Below are 21,424 nucleotides of genomic sequence, written 5' to 3' on the forward strand. Positions count from 1 at the left end.
CGTGCTCGCCGACCTGACGGCCGGCGCGGTGGAGGATGCACGGGAGCGGGAGACCGTCCGCCCCCTGGCCGTGGTGGAGAAGCTCGCGCTCGCGCAGCCTGCCGCCATCGATGCGCTGGCCGCTCTCGCCCCCGCCGACAGCGTCAAGATCATTGCCGAGGTCAAGCGCGCGAGTCCGTCGCGCGGTGATCTCGCTGACATCCCCGATCCCGCGCTGCAGGCGCGTCGCTACGAGATCGGGGGAGCGTCCGCGATCTCGGTGCTCACCGAGGGGCGCAAGTTCAAGGGTTCGCTCGCCGACCTCGAGTCGGTGCGGGCAGCCGTCACCCTCCCGGTGCTCCGCAAGGACTTCATCGCGACGCCGTACCAGGTGTTCGAGGCCCGCGCCGCCGGCGCCGACCTCGTTCTCCTCATCGTGGCGGGTCTCGAGCAGCGCGTGCTGGCCGAGCTGTACGACCTCGTCGTCGAACTCGGCATGACGCCGCTCGTCGAGACCCATTCCGCCGAAGAGGTCGCGCGCGCGGGCGACATCGGCGCGCGCCTGGTGGGTGTCAACGCCCGCAACCTCTCCACCTTCGAGCTCGACCGGGACCTCTTCGGCCGGCTCGCCCCCGAGCTGCCGGACGGCGTGATCAAGATCGCCGAGTCCGCCGTGCTCTCACCCGCCGACGTCGCCCATTACCGCGGCGCCGGCGCCGACGTCGTCCTGATCGGCGAAGCGCTCGTCACGAACGACCCCGTGTCGACGCTCGCCGCCTTCCTGGAGGCAGGCTCATGAGTCTTCGCGCAGTGAACGGTCCCTTCTTCGGCGAGTTCGGCGGGCGATACATGCCCGAGTCGCTGATCGCGGCGATCGACGAGCTCACGGCGGTCTACGAGGACGCGAAGGCCGACCCCGCCTTCGCGGCCGAGTTCGCCCGCTTGCTGAACGTCTACGCGGGGCGGCCCTCCGCCCTCACCGAGGTGCCACGGTTCGCCGAGCACGCCGGCGGCGCACGCATCTTCCTCAAGCGCGAGGACCTCAACCACACCGGGTCGCACAAGATCAACAACGTGATCGGTCAGGCGCTCATCACGCAGAAGCTCGGCAAGAAGCGGGTCATCGCCGAGACCGGCGCCGGCCAGCACGGCGTCGCCACCGCGACCGCCGCCGCGCTGTTCGGCTTCGAGTGCACGATCTACATGGGCGAGGTCGACACCGAGCGCCAGGCCCTCAACGTCGCTCGGATGCGGCTGCTGGGCGCTGAGGTCGTGCCGGTCACGACCGGCTCCCGCACCCTCAAGGACGCCATCAACGAGGCGTACCGCGACTGGGTCGCCTCGGTCGAGACGACCAACTACATCTTCGGCACCGCCGCGGGCCCGCACCCGTTCCCCGCGATGGTGCGCGACTTCCAGAAGGTCATCAGCGAGGAGGCGCGTCAGCAGCTCCTCGACGAGACCGGCCGCCTCCCCGACGCCGTCATCGCGTGCGTCGGCGGCGGGTCGAACGCGATAGGCATGTTCGACGCGTTCCTCGACGATGAAGGCGTCGCGCTGTACGGAGTGGAAGCTGCCGGTGACGGCGTCGACACGCCGAAGCACGCGGCGTCCATCGAACGCGGCCGTCCCGGCATCCTCCACGGTGCGAAGACCTTCGTCCTGCAGGACGAGGACGGGCAGACGACCGAGTCGCACTCGATCTCCGCCGGCCTCGACTACCCGGGCGTCGGGCCCGAGCACGCGTGGCTCGCGAGCATCGGCCGCGCGCAGTACATCCCCGCGACCGACACCGAGGCCATGGAGGCGCTGCGCCTGCTGAGCCGCACCGAGGGCATCATCCCCGCGATCGAATCGGCGCACGCCCTCGCCGGCGCACTCCGCATCGGCCGCGAGCTCGGTCCGGGCGCGATCCTCGCCGTCAACCTCTCCGGCCGCGGCGACAAGGACATGGACACCGCCGCGCGCTGGTTCGAGCTGTACGACGCCGACAAGGAGCCCGTCGAGATCCCGGCCGACCCCGAGCACGGCAGCGGCGAAGGGGTCGAGCTGTGACCTCGCGCGTCGCCGCCGCGATCGCCGCCGCGAAGGAATCCGGTCGGGGCGCGTTCGTCGGCTACCTCCCGATCGGATACCCCGACCTGCAGACGAGCATCGACGCCGCCGTGGCCCTGGCCGACAACGGCGCGGACATCCTCGAGCTCGGCCCGCCTTACTCCGACCCCGTCATGGACGGCGTCGTCATCCAGGAGGCCACGCAGGCCGCCCTCGCGGCGGGCTTCCGCTTCCGCGACACGTTCACGGCCGTCCGCGCCATCGCCGAACGCGTCGATGTGCCGATCGTCGTCATGACGTACTGGAATCCTGTGTTCCAGTACGGCGTGGACCGGTTCGCCGACGACCTCGCCGCCGCCGGCGGTGCGGGACTCATCACCCCCGACATCACGCCCGACGCAGCGGCCGAGTGGATCGCCGCGTCCGAGCGCACCGGGCTCGATCGCATCTTCCTCGCGGCACCGTCCTCGACCGACGAGCGCATCAGGATGATCGCCGAGCACTCCACCGGTTTCGTGTACACCGTCTCGACGATGGGCATCACGGGGGAGCGGACGGAATTGGATGCCGCGGCCCGCGCCCTCGTCGATCGCCTGCGTGCGCACGGCGTCGAGAACGCCTGCGTCGGCATCGGCATCTCGACGGCCGACCAAGTCGACGGTGTCCTCGACTACGCCGACGGCGCCATCGTGGGCACCGCGCTCGTGCGCGCGCTCCGCGACGGCGGTGTGGACGGCCTCGCCGCGACGACCCGTGAGCTGTCCCGCGGCGCAGGTCCGCGTCCGGGCACCGCGTAGACTCGCCGTCGTGACTTCTGCAGCCCTCTCCGTCGTCGCGAGCATCCCCAGCCCGCCGATCAACTCGTTCCAGCTCGGCCCACTGACGATTTACTTCTACGCCCTCTGCATCCTCGCGGGCATCGTGGTGGCCACGTTCTGGACCAACCGCCGTCTGACCAAGCGCGGCGCGGAGCCGTGGGTCGTCATCGACATCGCGCTGCTCGCGGTGCCGCTGGCCATCATCGGCGCACGCATCTTCCACGTCCTCACGCACCCGGGGTTCTACTTCGGCGAGGACAAGGACCTGTGGGCGATCTTCCGCATCTGGGAGGGCGGCATCGCCATTTTCGGCGCCCTGATCGGCGGCGCCGTGGGTGCGTGGCTCGGCTGCAAGTGGAGCGGCATCCGCTTCTGGACCTTCGCCGACGCGCTCGCGCCCGCGCTCCTGCTGGCGCAGGCGTTCGGCCGCTTCGGCAACTGGTTCAACCAGGAGCTCTACGGCCTGCCCACCGACCTGCCGTGGGGCCTGGAGATCAGGTACCCGAACCCGGCCTGGCCGGCGGGTCTGCCCGAAGGCACCCTCTTCCACCCGACCTTCCTCTACGAGGTCATCTGGAACGTCATGGGTGTGATCATCATCGCCGCGGCCGGTCGCCGCTTCCGTCTGCAGTGGGGCCGGCTGTTCGGCCTCTACCTCGTCTGGTACTGCGCCGGTCGCATCGTGTGGGAGTCCATCCGCATCGACCCGAGCGAGGTCTACCTCGGTCTGCGCACCAACGTGTGGGCCGCGATCCTCGGCGTCGTCGTGGGTCTGGTCATCATGATCGTGCAGAAGCGCCGGCACCCCGGGTTCGAGCCGTCGCCGTATCAGCCGGGACGCGAATGGACGCCTCCGGGCGCGGTACACTCGCAGGGAACCGATGACTTCGTCGACGTGAGCGCACCCCCCGCGTCCGAAGAATCCTCCGACTCGGCCACAAGCTCAGTCACCACCCGATAGCACCGCAGGGCCGACGTCGTCCCAGGTTGAGCACCCATGTGAGGACGGTAGGCATGCCCTCGAGCTCCCGTCACGAAGACACCACGACCCGGTCGGCCGGGACCATCGCCGGTGGTTCGTTCCCTGCGAAACAGGGGATGTACAACCCGGCGTTCGAAAAGGACGCCTGCGGTCTGGCGATGGTCGCGACGCTGCGCGGTGAGGCGGGCCACGACATCGTGGACCTCGCCCTCACCGCGCTGCGCAACCTCGAGCACCGCGGCGCGATCGGGTCGGATGCCGGTACCGGTGACGGCGCCGGCATCCTGACGCAGATGCCCGACGCGTTCCTGCGCGCGGTGGTCGACATCGACCTGCCGCCCGTGGGGGAGTACGCCGCGGGTCTCGCGTTCCTCCCGACGGACCACGACGAGCGCGCGGCCCAGAAGAGCGCGATCGAGGCGATCGCGCGGAGCGAGGGCCTCACCGTCCTCGGCTGGCGCGTGGTGCCGACGGCCGACGAGAACCTCGGCAAGCTGGCGTTCCACGCCCGTCCGGCCTTCGAGCAGCTGTTCGTGTCGCGGCCGGCGGTCGGCGACGCGCCGGCGCTGTCGGGCATCGCGCTCGACCGGCGGACCTACCGCCTCCGCAAGCGCGCCCAGCACGAGCTGGACGCCTACTTCGTCTCGCTCTCGAGCCGCACCCTCGGCTACAAGGGCATGGTCACGACCCTGCAGCTCGAGCCGTTCTACCCGGACCTGCAGGACGAGCGGTTCGCGACCGAGCTCGCCGTCGTCCACTCGCGGTACTCCACCAACACGTTCCCGTCGTGGCCGCTCGCGCAGCCGCTGCGCATGCTGGCGCACAACGGTGAGATCAACACCGTCAACGGCAACCGCAACTGGATGCGGGCGCGTCAGTCGCAGCTCGAGTCCGAGCTGCTCGGCGACATCCGTCCGCTCCTGCCGATCTGCAGCCCGGGCCAGAGCGACTCGGCCTCGTTCGACGAGGTGCTCGAGCTGCTGACGCTGACCGGGCGCAGCCTGCCGCACGCGATCATGATGATGGTGCCCGAGGCTTACGAGAAGCAGGCCGACATCCCGGCCGACCTGCGCGCCTTCTACGAGTACCACTCGATGCAGATGGAGCAGTGGGACGGCCCGGCGGCCCTCATCTTCACCGACGGCTCGCTCGTGGGGGCGACGCTCGACCGCAACGGCCTGCGTCCGGGTCGGTGGACCGAGACCACCGACGGACTGGTCGTCATCGGCAGTGAGACCGGTGTGCTCGACTTCGAACCCGAGCGCATCAAGCGTCGCGGTCGTCTGCAGCCCGGACGCATGTTCGTCGTCGACACCGCGCAGGGGCGCATCGTGGAGGACGAGGAGATCAAGCGCGACCTCGCCACCCTGCACCCGTGGCAGGAGTGGTTGGACGAGGGTCGCGTGCGCCTCAAAGACCTCCCCGAGCGCGAGCACATCGTGCACCCCATCGCCTCGATCACGCGCCGCCAGCGCACCTTCGGCTACACCGAGGAGGAGGTCCGCATCCTCCTGACGCCGATGGGCCAGACGGGCGCCGAGCCGCTCGGTGCGATGGGTTCCGACACCCCCATCGCCGTCCTCAGCGAGCGTCCCCGCCTGCTGTTCGACTACTTCGTGCAGCAGTTCGCGCAGGTCACGAACCCGCCGCTGGACTCCATCCGCGAAGAGGTCGTCACCTCGCTCGGGCTCGGGCTCGGTCCCGAGCGGAACCTCCTGGCATCCGGACCGGACCACACGCGCGTCATCACGCTCGACTTCCCGGTCATCGACAACGACGAACTCGCGAAGCTGCAGAACATCGACCGCGCCCTCCCCGGTCGGCGCTCCATCACGATCCGCGGTCTCTACCGCGCCGACGACGACGGGGACTCGCTCCGTGCGCGCCTCGACGAGATCAACGCCGAAGTGGATGCCGCCATCGCCGACGGCGTCGAGTTCATCATCCTCAGCGATCGCGACTCCACCTCGGACCTGGTTCCGATCCCGTCCCTGTTGACGCTCTCGTCGGTGCACCACCACCTCATCCGCAACGAGAACCGCATGAAGGTCGGTCTCGTCGTCGAGGCGGGCGACGTCCGCGAGGTGCACCACGTCGCGACCCTGATCGGCTACGGCGCGTCGGCGGTCAACCCGTACCTCGCGATGGAGACGGTCGAGTACCTCGTCCGCGCGGGCTACATCACCGGTGTCGAGCCCGAGAAGGCCGTCCGCAACCTGATCTACGCGCTCGGCAAGGGCGTGCTGAAGATCATGTCGAAGATGGGCATCTCGACGGTGTCCTCGTACGCGGGAGCGCAGGTCTTCGAGGCCGTCGGCCTGTCGCAGGAGTTCGTCGACACCTACTTCACCGGCACCGAGACGAAGCTCGGCGGCATCGGGATCGAGGAGATCTCGCGCGAGAACCTGGCCCGTCACGAGTTCGCGTACCCGGCGGACCAGGCCGCCCGTGCGCACGAGCGGCTGTGGACCGGTGGCGAGTACCAGTGGCGTCGCGACGGCTCGCCGCACCTCTTCAACCCCGATACGATCTTCCGTCTGCAGCACGCGACGCGGACCCGTCGGTACGACATCTTCCGCGAGTACACCCACCTGATCGACGAGCAGGCCGCCGAGCTCAAGACGCTCCGCGGACTGTTCCGCCTCAAGACCGGAGTGCGTCCGGCGGTGCCGATCGACGAGGTCGAGCCGGTGTCCTCGATCGTCAAGCGGTTCTCGACGGGCGCGATGAGCTACGGCTCGATCTCGAAGGAGGCGCACGAGACCCTCGCGATCGCGATGAACCGTCTCGGCGCGAAGTCCAACACGGGTGAAGGCGGCGAGGACGTCGATCGTCTGCTCGACCCCGAGCGGCGCAGCTCCATCAAGCAGGTCGCGTCGGGACGCTTCGGTGTCACGAGCATGTACCTCACGCACGCCGACGACATCCAGATCAAGCTCGCCCAGGGCGCCAAGCCCGGCGAAGGCGGTCAGCTGCCCCCCGGCAAGGTGTACCCGTGGATCGCCCGCACGCGCGGCGGCACCCCGGGCGTCGGCCTGATCTCGCCCCCGCCGCACCACGACATCTACTCGATCGAAGACCTCAAGCAGCTCATCTTCGACCTCAAGCGCGCCAACCCGTCCGCGCGGGTGCACGTCAAGCTCGTGAGCCAGTCGGGCATCGGCGCGGTCGCGGCCGGCACCGCGAAGGCGCTGGCCGACGTCATCCTCGTCTCCGGCCATGACGGGGGGACGGGCGCGAGCCCGCTCAACTCCCTCAAGCACGCGGGCACCCCGTGGGAGCTCGGTCTCGCCGAGACGCAGCAGACGCTGATGATCAACGACATGCGCGGCCGCGTCGTCGTGCAGGCCGACGGTCAGCTCAAGACCGGGCGCGACGTGCTCATCGCCGCGCTCCTGGGCGCCGAGGAGTTCGGTTTCGCGACGAGTGCGCTCGTGGTGGAGGGGTGCATCATGATGCGCGTCTGCCACCTCGACACCTGCCCCGTGGGTGTCGCGACGCAGAACCCCGAGCTGCGCAAGCGCTTCACGGGCAAGGCGGAGCACGTCGTCAACTTCATGGAGTTCATCGCCCAGGAGGTCCGCGAGTACCTCGCCGAGCTCGGTTTCCGCTCGATCGACGAGGCCGTGGGGCACACCGAGGTCCTCGACGTGCAGCCCGCCGTCGACCACTGGAAGGCGCACGGCCTCGACCTGTCGCCCATCCTGCGGGGTCCCGCCTTCTCCGACGACGCGCCGCGACGCCGGGTGCAGGAGCAGGAGCACGAGCTCGAAGAGCACTTCGACGTCGCCCTGCTCGACCGGGCGCGCGACGTCGTCGAGCACGGCGGCCACCTGACGATCGACCTGCCGGTGCGCAACACCGAGCGCGCCGTCGGCACGATGCTCGGCCACCACGTCACCAAGGTGCACGGCGAGAACGGTCTGCCCTCCGGCACGATCGAGGTCAACCTGACCGGGTCGGCGGGGCAGTCCTTCGGCGCGTTCCTCCCGTCGGGGATCACGCTGCGCCTGGAGGGCGACTCGAACGACTACGTCGGCAAGGGACTCTCCGGCGGCGAGATCGTCGTCCGGCCGCCGCGTGCGGCGACCTTCGACGCATCGAAGAACGTCATCGCCGGCAACGTCATCGGCTACGGCGCGACGCGGGGCTCGATGTTCCTGCGCGGCGTCGTCGGCGAGCGGTTCCTCGTCCGCAACTCCGGCGCGACCGCGGTCGTCGAGGGTGTCGGCGACCACGCGCTCGAGTACATGACCGGGGGACTCGCCGTCATCCTCGGCCCGACCGGGCGCAACCTCGGTGCGGGCATGTCGGGCGGTTCGGCCTACATCTACCGGCTCGATCGGGCCCTCATCAACCGCGAGGCGCTCGCGACCGGCGAACTCGAGCTGCTCGAGCTGGGTGCCGGCGACGTCGAGATCCTCCGCGACCTGCTGAACCGTCACGCCGAGGAGACCGGATCGGACCTCGCCGAGCGACTGCTCGCGAATCTCGACACCGAGATCGCGAACTTCACGCGCGTCCTGCCGCGGGACTACGCGGCCGTTCTGAAAACCCGCCAGGAGGCGGCCGCCGAGGGGCTCGACCCCGACAGCGACGTCGTCTGGACCCGCATCCTGGAGGTGACCGGTGGCTGATCCGAAGGGCTTCCTCAAAGTCACCGAGCGCGAGCTGCCGCCGCGCCGGCCCGTTCCCGTCCGCATCATGGACTGGAAGGAGGTGTACGAGCAGGGCGACCAGGCCGTGCTCCGCCGTCAGGCCGGCCGCTGCATGGACTGCGGCGTACCGTTCTGCCACCAGGGCTGCCCGCTCGGCAACCTCATCCCGGAGTGGAACGACCTCACGTGGCGCGGCGAGGGCCGCGCGGCCATCGAGCGGCTGCACGCCACGAACAACTTCCCGGAGTTCACCGGGCGGCTGTGCCCGGCACCCTGCGAGAGCTCCTGCGTGCTCGGCATCAACCAGCCGGCCGTCACGATCAAGCAGATCGAGGTCTCGACGATCGACGAGGCGTTCGCGAACGGGTGGGTCGAGGCGGAGCCCCCCGGGCGCCTCACCGGCAAGACGGTCGCGGTCGTCGGATCGGGACCCGCAGGTCTCGCCGCCGCACAGCAGCTGACACGTGCCGGTCACACCGTGGCCGTGTACGAGCGCGACGACCGCATCGGCGGTCTGCTGCGCTACGGCATCCCGGACTTCAAGATGGAGAAGCGACACCTCGAGACGCGCCTGCGTCAGATGCGCGACGAGGGCACCCGCTTCCGCGCGGGGGTCGAGATCGGCAAGGACCTGTCGTGGGCGGACCTGCGCGCCCGCTACGACGCGGTCGTCGTCGCCACCGGCGCCACCGTTCCGCGCGACCTGGCGATCCCCGGGCGCGACCTCGACGGGGTGCACTTCGCCATGGAGTACCTCGTCGAGTCCAACAAGGCCGTCGCGGGCGACCAGGTTCCCCACCAGATCCACGCCGAGGGCAAGCACGTCGTCGTCATCGGGGGTGGCGACACCGGTGCGGACTGCATCGGCACCGCTCACCGCCAGGGCGCGCTGAGCGTCACCAACCTCGCGATCGGCAAGCAGCCGCCGAAGTCGCGGCCGGACCACCAGCCGTGGCCCATGATGCCCACGATCTTCGAGGTCGCCTCGGCGCACGAAGAGGGCGGCGAACGCTCCTACCTCGCCTCGACGGTCGAGTTCCTCGGCAACGAGGCGGGCGAGGTGCGCGCCCTGCGCGTGGCCGAGACCGAGTTCGTCGACGGCCGCCGCGTCCCCAAGAGCGGGACCGAGCGCGAGATCCCCGCCGACCTCGTCCTCATCGCGATGGGCTTCACCGGCCCCGAACGCACCGCCCTCGAGGAGCAGCTCGGCGCCGTGTTCGACACGCGCGGCAACGTCGAGCGTGCCGATGACTGGCAGTCGACCGCCCCGGGCGTGTTCGTGGCGGGGGATGCCGGGCGCGGCCAGTCCCTCATCGTCTGGGCGATCGCGGAGGGACGCGCGGCCGCTTCGGCTGTCGACGAGTACCTCATGGGATCGACCAGCCTCCCGGCGCCGGTCCGTCCGACCGACGTCGCGATCGGTCTCCCGCACGCCTAGGCTGTAACCGATCCCAGATCCCGAATCACTACCCGACGGAGCTATTTCTGTGAGACGCGCGAAGATCGTCGCCACGCTGGGTCCCGCCACCGAGAGCTATGAGATGGTCCGCGCGATCATCGACGCCGGTGTGGACGTGACCCGCTTCAACCTCAGCCACGGCGACTACGCCGACCACGACGCCCGACTGGCCAACGTCCGGAAGGCGTCGGACGACGCCGGCCGTGCCGTCGCCGTCCTCGTGGACCTTCAGGGACCGAAGATCCGTCTCGGTCGCTTCGCCGAAGGCCCCCACTTCCTCGCCGTGGGCGACGTCTTCAAGATCACGACCGAGGACATCGCCGGCACGAAGGAGATCGTCGGAACGACCTTCAAGGGTCTGCCCGACGACGTGAAGAAGGGCGACTTCCTCCTGATCGACGACGGCAAGGTCCGCGTCCAGGTCACCGGTGTCGAAGGCCCCGTCGTCACGACCGAGGTGATCGTCGCCGGCTACGTGTCCAACAACAAGGGCATCAACCTGCCCGGTGTCGCCGTCAACGTCCCCGCCCTCTCCGAGAAGGACGAGGCCGACCTCCGCTGGGGTCTCCAGGCCGGTGCCGACATCATCGCGCTCTCGTTCGTGCGCAACGCCGCCGACGTGACGCGGGTGCACGAGATCATGGCGGAGGAAGGCCGCAAGGTCCCCGTCATCGCCAAGATCGAGAAGCCCCAGGCGGTCGACGCGCTCGAGGAGATCATCGACGCCTTCGACGGCATCATGGTCGCCCGCGGCGACCTCGGCGTCGAGCTGCCGCTCGAGGCGGTGCCCATCGTGCAGAAGCGCGCGGTCGAGCTCTGCCGTCGCATGGCCAAGCCCGTCATCGTCGCGACGCAGATGCTCGAGACAATGATCGAGAACCCCGTCCCCACCCGCGCCGAGACGAGCGACGTCGCCAACGCCGTCCTCGACGGTGCGGACGCCGTCATGCTCTCGGGCGAGACGAGCGTCGGCAAGCACCCCGTCGGCGTCGTCGAGACGATGGCGCGCATCATCGATGCCACCGAGACCCACGGGCTCGAGCGCATCCCGCCGCTGACGGCCAAGCCCCGCACGCAGGGTGGCATCATCACCCTCGCTGCCAACGAGGTGGCCGAGTTCGTCGAGGCGAAGTTCATCTGCCTGTTCACTGAGTCGGGAGACACCGCCCGCCGCATGTCGCGGTTGCGCCCCGGCATCCCGATGCTGGCGTTCGCGATCGACCCGGCGATCCGTCGCCGTATGGCGATCACGTGGGGCATCCAGTCGGCCCTCGTCGAGCATGTGGCCCACACGGACCTCATGTTCCTGCAGGTCGACGACTACTTCCTCTCGCGCGGTCTCCTCGAGGAGGGCGACAAGGTCGTGGTCATCTCCGGTTCCCCTCCCGGGATCATCGGGGCTACCAACGACATCCGCATCCACAAGATCGGCGACGCCGTCCACGGCAAGGCACCGATCTACAAGGCGGAGAGCTGACGCCTCACGGTCGTCGGAAGCGGCCAGTCCTTCGGGACTGCCCGCTTTCTAGCACTCGGGATGCCGCGGCGGAAGGCCTCCGGCCGGAGGTTCCGGCGGGCGTAGGGTCGGGCGGCAGGTAGTCACCACCCGATCACAGGAGGTCATCATGGGATTCTTCGGTTTTCTGATCCTGGGGCTCATCGCCGGCGCCATCGCCAAGCTGATCCTTCCGGGCAAGCAGGGCGGGGGCTGGTTCGTCACGCTCATCCTGGGCGTCGTCGGAGCGCTCTTGGGAGGGTGGCTGGGCAGCGTGCTGTTCAACGCGCCCCTTGAAGAGTTCTTCAGCATTCAGACGTGGCTGCTCGCCATCGGCGGCTCGCTCATCGTCCTGCTGATCTACGGCCTGATCGTCGGCCGTCGTCGGACCAGCTGACGACGCGGAGAACACGGAACGGCGCCCCTGCGGGGGCGCCGTTCCGCTGTGGTGCCGGTGGTGGGAGTCGAACCCACACGCCCTTTCGGGCAACCGAGTTTGAGTCGGTCGCGTCTGCCATTCCGCCACACCGGCGCGAGCCTCAACGACGATACCGCAGGATGACGGGTCGCCCTGGCCTAGGATGGACGGGTGACTGAGCAGGAACCCTCCATCGCCCCCCAGGCTGCCCCGGCTCCCCGACGCGTCGTCGTCGCGGAGGACGAGTCGCTGATCCGCCTCGACATCGTCGAGATCCTGCGTGACAGCGGCTTCGACGTCGTCGGCGAGGCGGGCGACGGTGAGACCGCCGTCCAGCTGGCCACCGAGCTGCGTCCCGACCTCGTCATCATGGACGTGAAGATGCCGATCCTCGACGGGATCAGCGCGGCGGAGAAGCTCAGCAAGAACCACGTCGCTCCCGTGGTCCTGCTCACGGCCTTCAGCCAGAAGGAGCTCGTCGAGCGGGCGAGCGAGGCGGGCGCCCTCGCGTACGTCGTGAAGCCGTTCACCCCGAACGACCTCCTGCCGGCCATCGAGATCGCCCTCGCACGCTACGAGCAGATCATCACGCTCGAGGCCGAGGTCGCCGACATGGTCGAGCGCTTCGAGACCCGCAAGCTCGTCGACCGCGCCAAGGGCCTGCTCAACGAGAAGATGGGCCTGTCCGAGCCCGAGGCCTTCCGCTGGATCCAGAAGGCGTCGATGGACCGCCGACTGACCATGCAGGACGTCGCGAAGGCGATCATCGAGCAGCTCGCGCCCAAGAAGTCCTGACGCGGTCGCCGTGATCGACGAGCTCGATCTCCCGGTCGACCTCGCCTCGCGTCGCGGGTCGGTCACGCTTCGCGGTGCGGAGGAGGGCGACCTCGACGCGATCATCGTGCTGCTGTCGGACGACCCCGTGAGCGCGGGACGCGGCGACGTCGCGGCATCGGATGACCGCCCGCTTTATCTGCGGGGGCTGCGGCGCATCCTCGCCGCGGAGGGCAACGACCTGCTCGTCGTCGAGCGCGAGGGTCGTATCGTCGGGACGATGCAGCTGACCGTGGTGCCGGGCATAGCGCGGCGGGGGAGCACACGCCTCATGGTCGAGGCCGTGCGTGTCGCCGGCATCGAGCGCTCGGGCGGGATCGGAGCCGCGATGATGACGTGGGTCACCGACGTCGCGGCACCTGCGGTGGGCGCATCCCTCGTCCAGCTCACGTCGGATGCGGCGCGCACCGAAGCGCACCGGTTCTACACGCGGCTGGGCTTCGTCGACTCGCACATCGGCTTCAAGTACCCCGTCTCGCGCTGAGCCGGGTCAGGATGCCGGCCGGTCCCGCACCATGTTGGTGATCCGGACCGTCGAACACCGCCTGCCCCGGTCGTCGGTCACCACGATCTCGTGCACCGTGAGGCTGCGGCCGAGATGCAGCGGGGTGCACACGCCCGTCACCCAGCCCTCCGTCGCGGAGCGGGTGTGGGTCGCGTTGATGTCGATGCCGACGGCGAGGCGGCCGGGTCGCGCGTGCAGGTTGGCGTGCATCGATCCGAGCGATTCGCCCAGCACGACGTAGGCGCCGCCGTGCAGGAGACCGACCGGCTGGGTGTTGCCGGCCACCGGCATCCGTGCCACCGCCTTCTCGAGGGTGAACTCGACGAGCTCGATCCCCATCTTGTCGGCGAGGGCGCCGAGGCCGCGGTCCTTCGCCCAGCTCAGGCCGTCGCCGGCGGAGAGGGCGTCGGGGGAGGGGGCGTTCTCGGACATGGCTCGGACCTCGGCTTCGGGTGGCGCCGACCCGGCGCCGCTGCGGGGGAGTCGATGTCGCACGCCCGAACTAGGCTGGCTGGGTGAGCGACTCCGCACAGCCTACTCTGCTCGTCGTCGACGGCCACTCGCTGGCCTACCGGGCGTTCTTCGCGCTCCCGGTCGACAACTTCTCGACGAAGGACGGCCAGCACACCAACGGCATCTACGGCTTCCTGTCGATGTTCGTGAACCTCGTGAAGGCCGAACGTCCCACGCACCTCGCGGTCGCGTTCGACACCTCGCGGCAGTCGTTCCGCAGCCGCGTCTACGAGGACTACAAGGCGAACCGGTCCGAGTCCCCGGCCGAGTTCAAGGGGCAGATCCCGCTGCTGCAGGACTGCCTCGCGGCGATGGGCGTGCCGGTCCTCACGAAGGAGGACGTCGAAGCCGACGACATCCTGGCGACGCTCGCGACCCAGGGTGTCGAGAGCGGCTTCCAGGTGCTCGTCTGCTCGGGCGACCGCGACACGATCCAGCTCGTCACCGACGACGTGACGCTGCTCTACCCGAGCGTGCAAGGGGTCTCGCAGCTGAAGCGCTACACCCCGGACGCCGTCGTGGAGAAGTACGGCCTGCCGCCCGAGAACTACCCCGACATCGCGGCGCTCGTCGGCGAGACGAGCGACAACCTCCCGGGCGTCCCGAAGGTCGGCGAAAAGACGGCGGTCAAGTGGCTCACGCAGTTCGGGTCGCTCGACGAGCTGCTGAACCGCGCCGACGAGATCAAGGGGGTCGTCGGCGGCAACCTCCGCGAGCACCTCGACGACGTCCGCCGCAACCGTCAGCTCAACGCCCTCCTGCGCGACGTCGAGCTCGAGCTCACCCCGCAGGACCTCGCGGTCCAGCCGATGGACACGCAGGCGGTCCGCGACATCTTCGCCCGCCTGGAGTTCCGGACCCTCCTGCCGCGCGTCTTCGACGCGTTCGGTGCGGACGCCGAGCCGCCCGCTCCCGAGGTCGCGGCCCCCGAACCGCAGGAGACGGATGCCGCGACCCTCGCGGCGTGGCTGGCGGAGCAGACCGGCGAGCTCGCCCTCACCGTCACGGTCGCCGGCGGGCTCCCGACCCGCGTCGGCGTCGCGACGACGGACGCGGTGCGCGAGACCGCGTGGGATGAGTCCGCCCGCACGGCGCTCGCCCCGTGGCTGCAGGGCGACGCGCCGAAGGTGATGGTCGACGCGAAGCCGCAGGTGAAGGCGCTGCGCCGGGCGGGTGTGCGCCTCGGCGGCCTGGCATTCGACGTCCTCCTCGCCGGGTGGCTGCTGCGGCCGAGTCTGCCCGACAAGAACCTCGCCGACCTCGTCGACCGCTACCTGGACGAGAAGCTCCCCGAGGCCGACCCGTCGCAGCTGGTGCCCGAGACCGAGGGCGCGACCCCGGGTCAGCTCGCCTGGTTCGCCCTGCGCGTCGCGGCCGCCGAGCGGGCGGAGCTCCCGGCATCCGTCTCCGCGGTGCTGACCGACATCGAGCTCCCGACCCTCGACGCCCTGGCCGACATGGAGCTCGCGGGCGTCTCGGTCTCCCGCGACAAGCTGTCGGGTTTCTCGGGCGAGCTCGCCGCCCGCGCCGACGCGATCGCGCAGGACGCGTACGCGATCATCGGGCGCGAAGTGAACCTCGGCTCGCCGAAGCAGTTGCAGGAGGTGCTGTTCGACCAGCTCGAACTGCCGAAGACCCGCAAGACCAAGACCGGGTACTCGACGGATGCCGCGGTCCTCGCCGACCTGCAGGACACGAATCCGCACCCGTTCCTCGGCCTGCTGCTGCAGCACCGCGAGGCCACGAAGCTGCGCCAGATCATCGAGTCGCTGACGGTCGGAATCGCCGACGACGGCCGCATCCACACGACCTACGTCCAGACCGGCAGCCAGACGGGGCGGCTCTCGAGCACGGATCCGAACCTGCAGAACATCCCGATCCGCAACGAGGAGTCGCGCCGGATCCGCGCGGCGTTCGAGGTCGGGGCGGGGTACGAGACCCTCCTGACGGCCGACTACTCCCAGATCGAGATGCGCATCATGGCGCACCTGTCCGGCGACCCCGGCCTCATCGAGGCGTTCAATTCGGGCGAGGACCTGCACCGGTTCGTGGGCGCCCGGGTGTTCGGCGTCGAGCCCGCCGAGGTGACGGCTCCGATGCGCACCAAGGTCAAGGCGATGTCCTACGGGCTCGTCTACGGCCTCAGCGCGTTCGGGCTCTCGAAGCAGCTGCGCATCGAGCAGTCCGAGGCGAAGCAGCTCATGCTCGAGTACTTCGCGCGGTTCGGCGCCGTGCGGGACTACCTGCGGTCCTCGGTCGAGCAGGCCCGCATCGACGGGTACACCGAGACGATCTTCGGCCGCCGCCGCCCGTTCCCCGACCTGACGAGTCCCAACCGCGTGCTCCGCGAGAACGCCGAGCGGGCGGCGCTCAACGCTCCCATCCAGGGCAGCGCTGCGGACATTATGAAGATCGCCCTCGTCGAGATCCACCAGGACCTCCTCGATCAGGGCCTCGGCTCACGCGTGCTGCTGCAGATCCACGACGAACTCGTCGTCGAGGTGGCCACGGGGGAGTGGGATGCCGTGGAGCAGATCGTCCGCACGCGCATGGGCGACGCGGCCGACCTCTCGGTGCCGCTCGAGGTGCAGATCGGCCGGGGCGGCGACTGGGACGAGGCGGCTCACTGACGCGGAGCGTGCGACGCTCTACGCTCGGAGGATGACCGACGCACAACGCACACCCACTCCGATCGACACGATCGCGGACCGCTGGGTGGACACGCTGGCCGAACTCTCCCCGAGCCTCGCGACCTACATCGGGCGCACGGAGCACAACGGCCGACTGGACGACTACTCGCCCGCCGGGCACGAGCGTCTGGCCGCCGCTGCAGCCGAGACGCTCCGCGCGCTCGACGCCGCGGACGCGGTCGACGACGTCGACGATGTCACGAAGATGGACCTCTCGGCCGAGCTGGGGCTCCACCTCGACCTCCACGCGGCGAAGTCGCACCTGCGCGACCTGAACGTCATCGCCTCGCCGTCGCAGGACATCCGCTCCGTGTTCGATCTGATGCCGACCGACACGGTCGACGACTGGTCGGTCGTCGCCACCCGCCTCGCCGCCATCCCGGGGGCCCTCGCCGGTTACGTCGAGACACTCCGACAGGGCATCTCGGAGGGTGTCGTCCCCGCGCAGCGGCAGGTCCGGGAGGTCGTGACGCAGATCGCGCGCTACACGAGCGACACGGGCTTCTTCGCGTCGTTCGTCGGTGAGGCCGCGCCCGCCGAAGGACACCTCCCCGCCTCGCTGGCCCGCGACCTCGCCGACAACGCCGGCGCCGCGCGGGTCGCCTACGATCAGCTCGCCACATTCCTGCGCGACGAGCTGGTGCCCGTCGCGTCCGAGACCGACGCCGTCGGCCGGGAGCTCTACGCCCTCCACTCCCGCAGCTTCCTGGGCGCGACGATCGACCTCGACGAGACCTACGAGTGGGGGGTCGAGGAACTGGCCCGCATGGTCGCCGAGCAGGAGGCCATCGCGAACGAGATCAAGAGCGGCGCCACCGTCGAGGAGGCGGTCGCCTTCCTCGAGCAGGACGAGAGCCGCAAGCTCCACGGCACCGAGGCGCTGCAGGCCTGGATGCAGGAGACCAGCGACCGCGCCGTCGAGGAACTCGGCCGCACGCACTTCGACATCCCCGAGCCGATCCGTCGCCTCGAGTGCATGATCGCCCCCACGAACGAGGGCGGTATCTACTACACCGGGCCCACCGACGACTTCTCGCGGCCCGGGCGCATGTGGTGGTCGGTCCCCGAGGGCGTCGACTCGTTCGACACCTGGCGGGAACTCACGACCGTGTACCACGAGGGCGTCCCCGGGCATCACCTGCAGATCGCCCAGGCCGTCTACAACCGCGCAGAGCTCAACTCGTGGCGCCGACTCCTGGCGGGCTCGAGCGGCCACGCCGAGGGCTGGGCGCTCTATGCCGAACGCCTGATGGCCGAGCTCGGCTACCTCGACGACCCGGCCGACCGCCTCGGGATGCTCGACGGTCAGCGGATGCGCGCCGCCCGTGTCGTCCTCGACATCGGCGTGCACCTCGGCAAGCCGCGTCTGGACGGCACCGGGGTGTGGGATGCCGACTACGCGCTCGAGTTCATGCGTCGCAACGTCAACATGTCGGACGAGTTCATCCGCTTCGAGGTGAATCGCTACCTCGGCTGGCCCGGCCAGGCCCCGTCGTACAAGGTCGGCCAGCGCATCTGGGAGCAGATCCGCGACGAGGCGGCGCAGCGCGGGGGCGCCGACTTCGACATCAAGCAGTTCCACATGCGGGCACTCCGCCTCGGCGGCGTCGGTCTCGACACGTTGCGGGCCGCTCTGCGCGACGGCTGAACGACGCGGACAGACGAACGGGGATGCCGGGAATAGCCGGCATCCCCGTTATCGTTCATTCAGCTGAATGAAAGGGGCGGACATGACCGCAGTGGAGCTGGGCCTCGACACCTTCGGGGACATCACCGTCGACGAGCGGGGCGAGCGCGTGTCGGGCGCGCAGGCGATCCGCAACCTGCTGGCGCAGGCGGAACTCGCCGATCAGGTGGGGGTCGACTTCATCGGGGTCGGGGAGCACCACCGCGCCGAGTACGCCGTCTCGAGCCCCGAGATCGTGCTGTCCGCGATCGCCGCGCGCACCGAACGGATCCGGGTCGGGACGGCCGTAACCGTCCTCTCCAGCGACGACCCGGTACGCGTCTACGAGCGCTTCGCGACGCTCGCAGCGATCTCCGAGGGGCGCGCCGAGGTGATCCTCGGGCGCGGGTCGTTCATTGAGTCCTTCCCGCTCTTCGGCTTCGATCTGTCGGACTACGAGACGCTCTTCGAGGAGCGGCTCGAGCTGTTCTCGCTCCTGCGCCAGGAGAAGCCGGTGACGTGGCAGGGGACGACCCGCCCCGCACTGCAGCAGGCGGACGTCTTCCCGAAGACCGAGGCGGGCATCCGGGCCTGGGTCGGCGTGGGGGGATCCCCCGAATCGGTGATCCGCACCGCCCGCTACGGGTACGGCCTCATGCTCGCCATCATCGGGGGCCCGGCCGCGCGCTTCCGCCCGTACGTGGACCTCTACCACCGCGCGATCGGCGAGCTCGGCACCGAGGCGCAGCCCATCGGCATCCACTCGCCCGGTCACATCGCCGACACCGACGAACAGGCGTGGGAGGAGGCGTACCCGGGCTTCGAGGCGCAGAACAACACGATCGGCCGCGACCGCGGCTGGCCACCCTACAGCCGGATGCGGTTCCAGCACGAGATCGGACCCGAGGGGTCGATCTACGCCGGCTCGCCCGAGACCGTCGCGCGGAAGATCGCCGACACGGTGAGGACCCTGGGGGCCGGCCGCTTCGACCTGAAGTACGCCAACGGCACCCTCGGCCACGACAAGCTCATGCGCTCGGTCGAGCTCTACGGCACGAAGGTCATCCCGCTCGTGCGCGAGATGCTCGGCGAGTGACCCGGGCGCGGCCCCGACCCTCGTACGATGCAGGGATGACCTCGACCTCGACCGGCACGCTGACCGCCCGTCTCGATCGGCTGCCGTTCACGCGCACCCACCTGCGCGTCCTCACCGGATCGGGAACGGGCTGGGCGCTCGACGCGATGGACGTCGGGCTCATCTCCTTCGTCATCGCGGCCCTTGTGGACCAGTGGCAGCTGTCGACCTCGCAGACGTCGTGGATCGCCTCGGCGGGCTTCGCCGGCATGGCGGTCGGCGCCACCGTCGGCGGACTGCTCGCCGACCGCATCGGACGCCGCTCCGTCTTCGCGCTGACGCTCCTCGTCTACGGCATCGCGACGGGCGCGAGTGCGCTCGCGGGCGGTCTCGTCGCGCTCATCGCGCTGCGTTTCGTCGTCGGCCTGGGTCTCGGCGCCGAACTGCCCGTGGCGAGCACCTACGTGAGCGAGTTCGCACCGGCACGGATGCGGGGACGCATCATCGTCGTGCTCGAGGCGTTCTGGGCGGTCGGATGGACGGCCTCCGCGCTCATCGGGTACCTCGTGATCCCGACGGCCGCGGAGGGGTGGCGGTGGGCGCTCGCGATCGGCGCGATCCCCGCGGTCTACGCGCTCGTCGTGCGCTGGGGACTGCCGGAGTCGCCGCGCTGGCTCGCCTCCCGCGGGCGGACGGCGGACGCCGAACGGGTCGTGGCGGGGCTCGAGTCCTCTCCCGCGGTGTTCGGACGCCTCGCTCCGGCCGCGGTCGACGCGGTCGAGGCGCCGGCCGCTCCGGCCACGACCGTGGCGATGCGGCTGCGAGGACTCTGGGCGCCAGGGATGCGACGGCGCACCGCTGCGCTGTGGGCCGTGTGGTTCTGCGTGAACTTCTCCTACTACGGCGCGTTCATCTGGATCCCGACGCTCCTCGTCGCGCAGGGGTTCGGTCTCGTGCGCAGCTTCGAGTTCACCCTCATCATCACGCTCGCCCAGGTACCGGGGTACGCGGTCGCCGCCTGGCTCATCGAGGTGTGGGGGCGTCGCGCCACGTTGTCGGTCTTCCTCGCGGGCTCCGCGGTGGCGGCGATCGTCTTCGGCCAGGCGACGACGGTGCCCCTGATCCTCGGGGCCGGGATGGCGCTCTCGTTCTTCAACCTGGGCGCCTGGGGCGCCCTGTACGCCGTCACCCCCGAGACCTATCCGACGTCGCTGCGCGCAACGGGGGCGGGCTGGGCAGCCGGCATCGGCCGGATCGCGTCGATCCTGGCGCCGCCGGCCGTCCCCGCACTCCAGGCGATCGGCGGCGTCCCGGTGGTCTTCGTCGTCCTCAGCGCGTTCTTCGCCGTCGCCGCCGCGGCGACGTGGGGGCTCGCCGAGTCCCGAGGGCGGAGCCTCGCCGAGTGAGCGCGTCCTACGCTGGAGGGATGCCGCAGGACATCCGCTACGTCGCGATCGGGGACTCGTTCACGGAGGGTGTCGGCGACGAGCTGCCGGACGGGAGTGTCCGCGGCTGGGCGGACCTCGTGGCGCAGGGCTGGGCGGATTCCCGCGGCGCAGCGATCTCGTACGCGAACCTGGCCATCCGCGGCAAGCTCATGCAGCCGATCGTCGAGGAGCAGCTCGAACGCGCGCTCGCCCTCCGGCCGACTCACCTGTCCTTCAACGGCGGCGGCAACGACATGCTGCGTCCGCGCACGCCGATCGCGCGCATCGCCGACGCGTTCTCGCACGTGCTCCGCCGCTGCGACGAGGAGGGCGTCACGATGATCGTCCTGTCGGGGGCGAACCCGTCCGCGCAGTTGCCGCTGGCGGGCCTCATCCAGCGCCGCGGCGACGAACTGTCTCGCGCGGTGACCGACCGCATCCGCGGACGCCACGACCTGGTCGTCGCGTTGAACTGGCCCGACCGCGAGCTCTCGGAGCCGTCGTTCTGGTCGGCGGACCGGTTGCACATGAACGCGCGCGGGCATCACCGCGTCGCTGCGCGCGTCCTGGAGGCGCTGGGGGAGCAGCCCCCGACCGAGTGGTGGCGGCTGGGGGAGGAGGACACGGCGGTCGCCCTCGGTCGCGGACGCTACTTCCGCGAGCATCTCGGGCCGTGGTTGCGCCGCCGGCTCACGGGCACCTCGTCGGGAGACGGACGCGAGCCGAAGTTCGCCGACTGGCTGACGGTCGAGCCGCGCTGAACCGGGTCAGGCCGTCCTGTCAAGAGGGTCCAGGATCTTTCCAGCATCCGGGATGATCGGAGCACACAGCCTAGAAAGGGAGTGTGCGC

Annotated in this window: 16 protein-coding genes and 1 tRNA gene; 15 read left to right on the forward strand and 2 right to left on the reverse strand. The window is 70.0% G+C overall.

The genetic code is table 11. The features are described 5' to 3' along the window. Position 1: 1 nt before the first annotated feature. From trpC to AB0P29_RS00225, 8 genes are all read left to right on the forward strand, one after another. Positions 2-778 carry an indole-3-glycerol phosphate synthase TrpC gene (trpC, locus tag AB0P29_RS00190; RefSeq protein ID WP_217531889.1) on the forward strand — a complete coding sequence of 259 codons (777 nt, stop codon included), beginning with the start codon at positions 2-4 and terminating at the stop codon, positions 776-778. Next, entirely contained in the window at positions 775-2,034 is a 1,260-nt protein-coding gene (trpB, locus tag AB0P29_RS00195; protein WP_363377592.1) for a tryptophan synthase subunit beta, read from the forward strand. The genes trpC and trpB overlap by 4 nt, the downstream gene beginning before the upstream one ends. Further along, positions 2,031-2,831, forward strand: coding sequence for a tryptophan synthase subunit alpha (gene trpA / locus AB0P29_RS00200; RefSeq protein WP_217531885.1), 801 nt, complete (start codon positions 2,031-2,033; stop codon positions 2,829-2,831). The genes trpB and trpA overlap by 4 nt, the downstream gene beginning before the upstream one ends. 10 nt (positions 2,832-2,841) lie before the next feature. After that, complete coding sequence (gene lgt / locus AB0P29_RS00205; RefSeq protein ID WP_253034450.1) at positions 2,842-3,813, forward strand: prolipoprotein diacylglyceryl transferase; 972 nt, start codon at positions 2,842-2,844, stop codon at positions 3,811-3,813. Positions 3,814-3,866: 53 nt separating this feature from the next. Then, on the forward strand, positions 3,867-8,471 hold the full coding sequence (gene gltB / locus AB0P29_RS00210) for a glutamate synthase large subunit (RefSeq protein WP_363377595.1): 4,605 nt from the start codon (positions 3,867-3,869) through the stop codon (positions 8,469-8,471). Beyond that, positions 8,464-9,930, forward strand: a complete 1,467-nt coding sequence (locus tag AB0P29_RS00215) for a glutamate synthase subunit beta (protein WP_363377597.1) — start codon at positions 8,464-8,466, stop codon at positions 9,928-9,930. Before gltB ends, AB0P29_RS00215 begins: the two co-directional genes overlap by 8 nt. Positions 9,931-9,979: 49 nt before the next feature. Next, a complete protein-coding gene (gene pyk / locus AB0P29_RS00220; protein WP_253034447.1) occupies positions 9,980-11,428 on the forward strand; it encodes a pyruvate kinase in 1,449 nt (482 codons plus the stop codon). 148 nt (positions 11,429-11,576) lie between these two features. After that, positions 11,577-11,843, forward strand: a complete 267-nt coding sequence (locus tag AB0P29_RS00225; protein ID WP_363377599.1) for a GlsB/YeaQ/YmgE family stress response membrane protein — start codon at positions 11,577-11,579, stop codon at positions 11,841-11,843. Between the two features lie 49 nt (positions 11,844-11,892). Here the strand turns inward: AB0P29_RS00225 and AB0P29_RS00230 are convergent. Then, a tRNA-Leu gene (locus tag AB0P29_RS00230) sits at positions 11,893-11,978 on the reverse strand. Between the two features lie 57 nt (positions 11,979-12,035). Here AB0P29_RS00230 and AB0P29_RS00235 point away from each other — a divergent pair. Together AB0P29_RS00235 and AB0P29_RS00240 are read left to right on the forward strand one after the other, a co-directional pair. Continuing rightward, positions 12,036-12,659: a response regulator gene (locus tag AB0P29_RS00235; protein WP_363377601.1), complete on the forward strand. Its 624-nt coding sequence runs from the start codon at positions 12,036-12,038 to the stop codon at positions 12,657-12,659. Between the two features lie 10 nt (positions 12,660-12,669). Next, the gene (locus tag AB0P29_RS00240) at positions 12,670-13,182 is read left to right on the forward strand and encodes a GNAT family N-acetyltransferase (protein WP_363377603.1); all 513 of its coding nucleotides are present in this window, start codon (positions 12,670-12,672) and stop codon (positions 13,180-13,182) included. 6 nt (positions 13,183-13,188) lie between these two features. Here the strand turns inward: AB0P29_RS00240 and AB0P29_RS00245 are convergent, their stop codons facing one another. Continuing rightward, positions 13,189-13,635: a hotdog fold thioesterase gene (locus AB0P29_RS00245; RefSeq protein ID WP_363377605.1), complete on the reverse strand. Its 447-nt coding sequence runs from the start codon at positions 13,633-13,635 to the stop codon at positions 13,189-13,191. 83 nt (positions 13,636-13,718) lie between these two features. Here AB0P29_RS00245 and polA point away from each other — a divergent pair, with 83 nt between their 5' ends. From polA to AB0P29_RS00270, 5 genes are all read left to right on the forward strand, one after another. Then, on the forward strand, positions 13,719-16,346 hold the full coding sequence (polA, locus tag AB0P29_RS00250; protein ID WP_363377607.1) for a DNA polymerase I: 2,628 nt from the start codon (positions 13,719-13,721) through the stop codon (positions 16,344-16,346). A gap of 31 nt (positions 16,347-16,377) precedes the next feature. Then, entirely contained in the window at positions 16,378-18,054 is a 1,677-nt protein-coding gene (locus AB0P29_RS00255; RefSeq protein WP_363377609.1) for a DUF885 domain-containing protein, read from the forward strand. An 82-nt stretch (positions 18,055-18,136) separates the two neighbouring features. After that, entirely contained in the window at positions 18,137-19,168 is a 1,032-nt protein-coding gene (locus AB0P29_RS00260; protein ID WP_217531871.1) for an LLM class flavin-dependent oxidoreductase, read from the forward strand. A gap of 35 nt (positions 19,169-19,203) precedes the next feature. Beyond that, positions 19,204-20,553 carry an MFS transporter gene (locus tag AB0P29_RS00265; protein ID WP_363377611.1) on the forward strand — a complete coding sequence of 450 codons (1,350 nt, stop codon included), beginning with the start codon at positions 19,204-19,206 and terminating at the stop codon, positions 20,551-20,553. 20 nt (positions 20,554-20,573) lie between these two features. Further along, positions 20,574-21,335 carry an SGNH/GDSL hydrolase family protein gene (locus AB0P29_RS00270; protein ID WP_363377613.1) on the forward strand — a complete coding sequence of 254 codons (762 nt, stop codon included), beginning with the start codon at positions 20,574-20,576 and terminating at the stop codon, positions 21,333-21,335. Positions 21,336-21,424 lie beyond the last annotated feature (89 nt).

Source organism: Microbacterium sp. NPDC080220, assembly GCF_040686395.1.
Taxonomy (GTDB): Bacteria; Actinomycetota; Actinomycetes; order Actinomycetales; family Microbacteriaceae; genus Microbacterium; species Microbacterium gawkjiense.

Bases quoted from the DNA above. Each gene is read 5' to 3' on its own strand.
- gltB (WP_363377595.1), top strand. From the start codon at position 3,867: ATGCCCTCGAGCTCCCGTCACGAAGACACCACGACCCGGTCGGCCGGG.
- AB0P29_RS00265 (WP_363377611.1), top strand. From the start codon at position 19,204: ATGACCTCGACCTCGACCGGCACGCTGACCGCCCGTCTCGATCGGCTG.
- trpB (WP_363377592.1), top strand. From the start codon at position 775: ATGAGTCTTCGCGCAGTGAACGGTCCCTTCTTCGGCGAGTTCGGCGGG.
- AB0P29_RS00260 (WP_217531871.1), top strand. From the start codon at position 18,137: ATGACCGCAGTGGAGCTGGGCCTCGACACCTTCGGGGACATCACCGTC.
- AB0P29_RS00245 (WP_363377605.1), bottom strand. From the start codon at position 13,635: ATGTCCGAGAACGCCCCCTCCCCCGACGCCCTCTCCGCCGGCGACGGC.
- AB0P29_RS00255 (WP_363377609.1), top strand. From the start codon at position 16,378: ATGACCGACGCACAACGCACACCCACTCCGATCGACACGATCGCGGAC.
- AB0P29_RS00270 (WP_363377613.1), top strand. From the start codon at position 20,574: ATGCCGCAGGACATCCGCTACGTCGCGATCGGGGACTCGTTCACGGAG.
- AB0P29_RS00225 (WP_363377599.1), top strand. From the start codon at position 11,577: ATGGGATTCTTCGGTTTTCTGATCCTGGGGCTCATCGCCGGCGCCATC.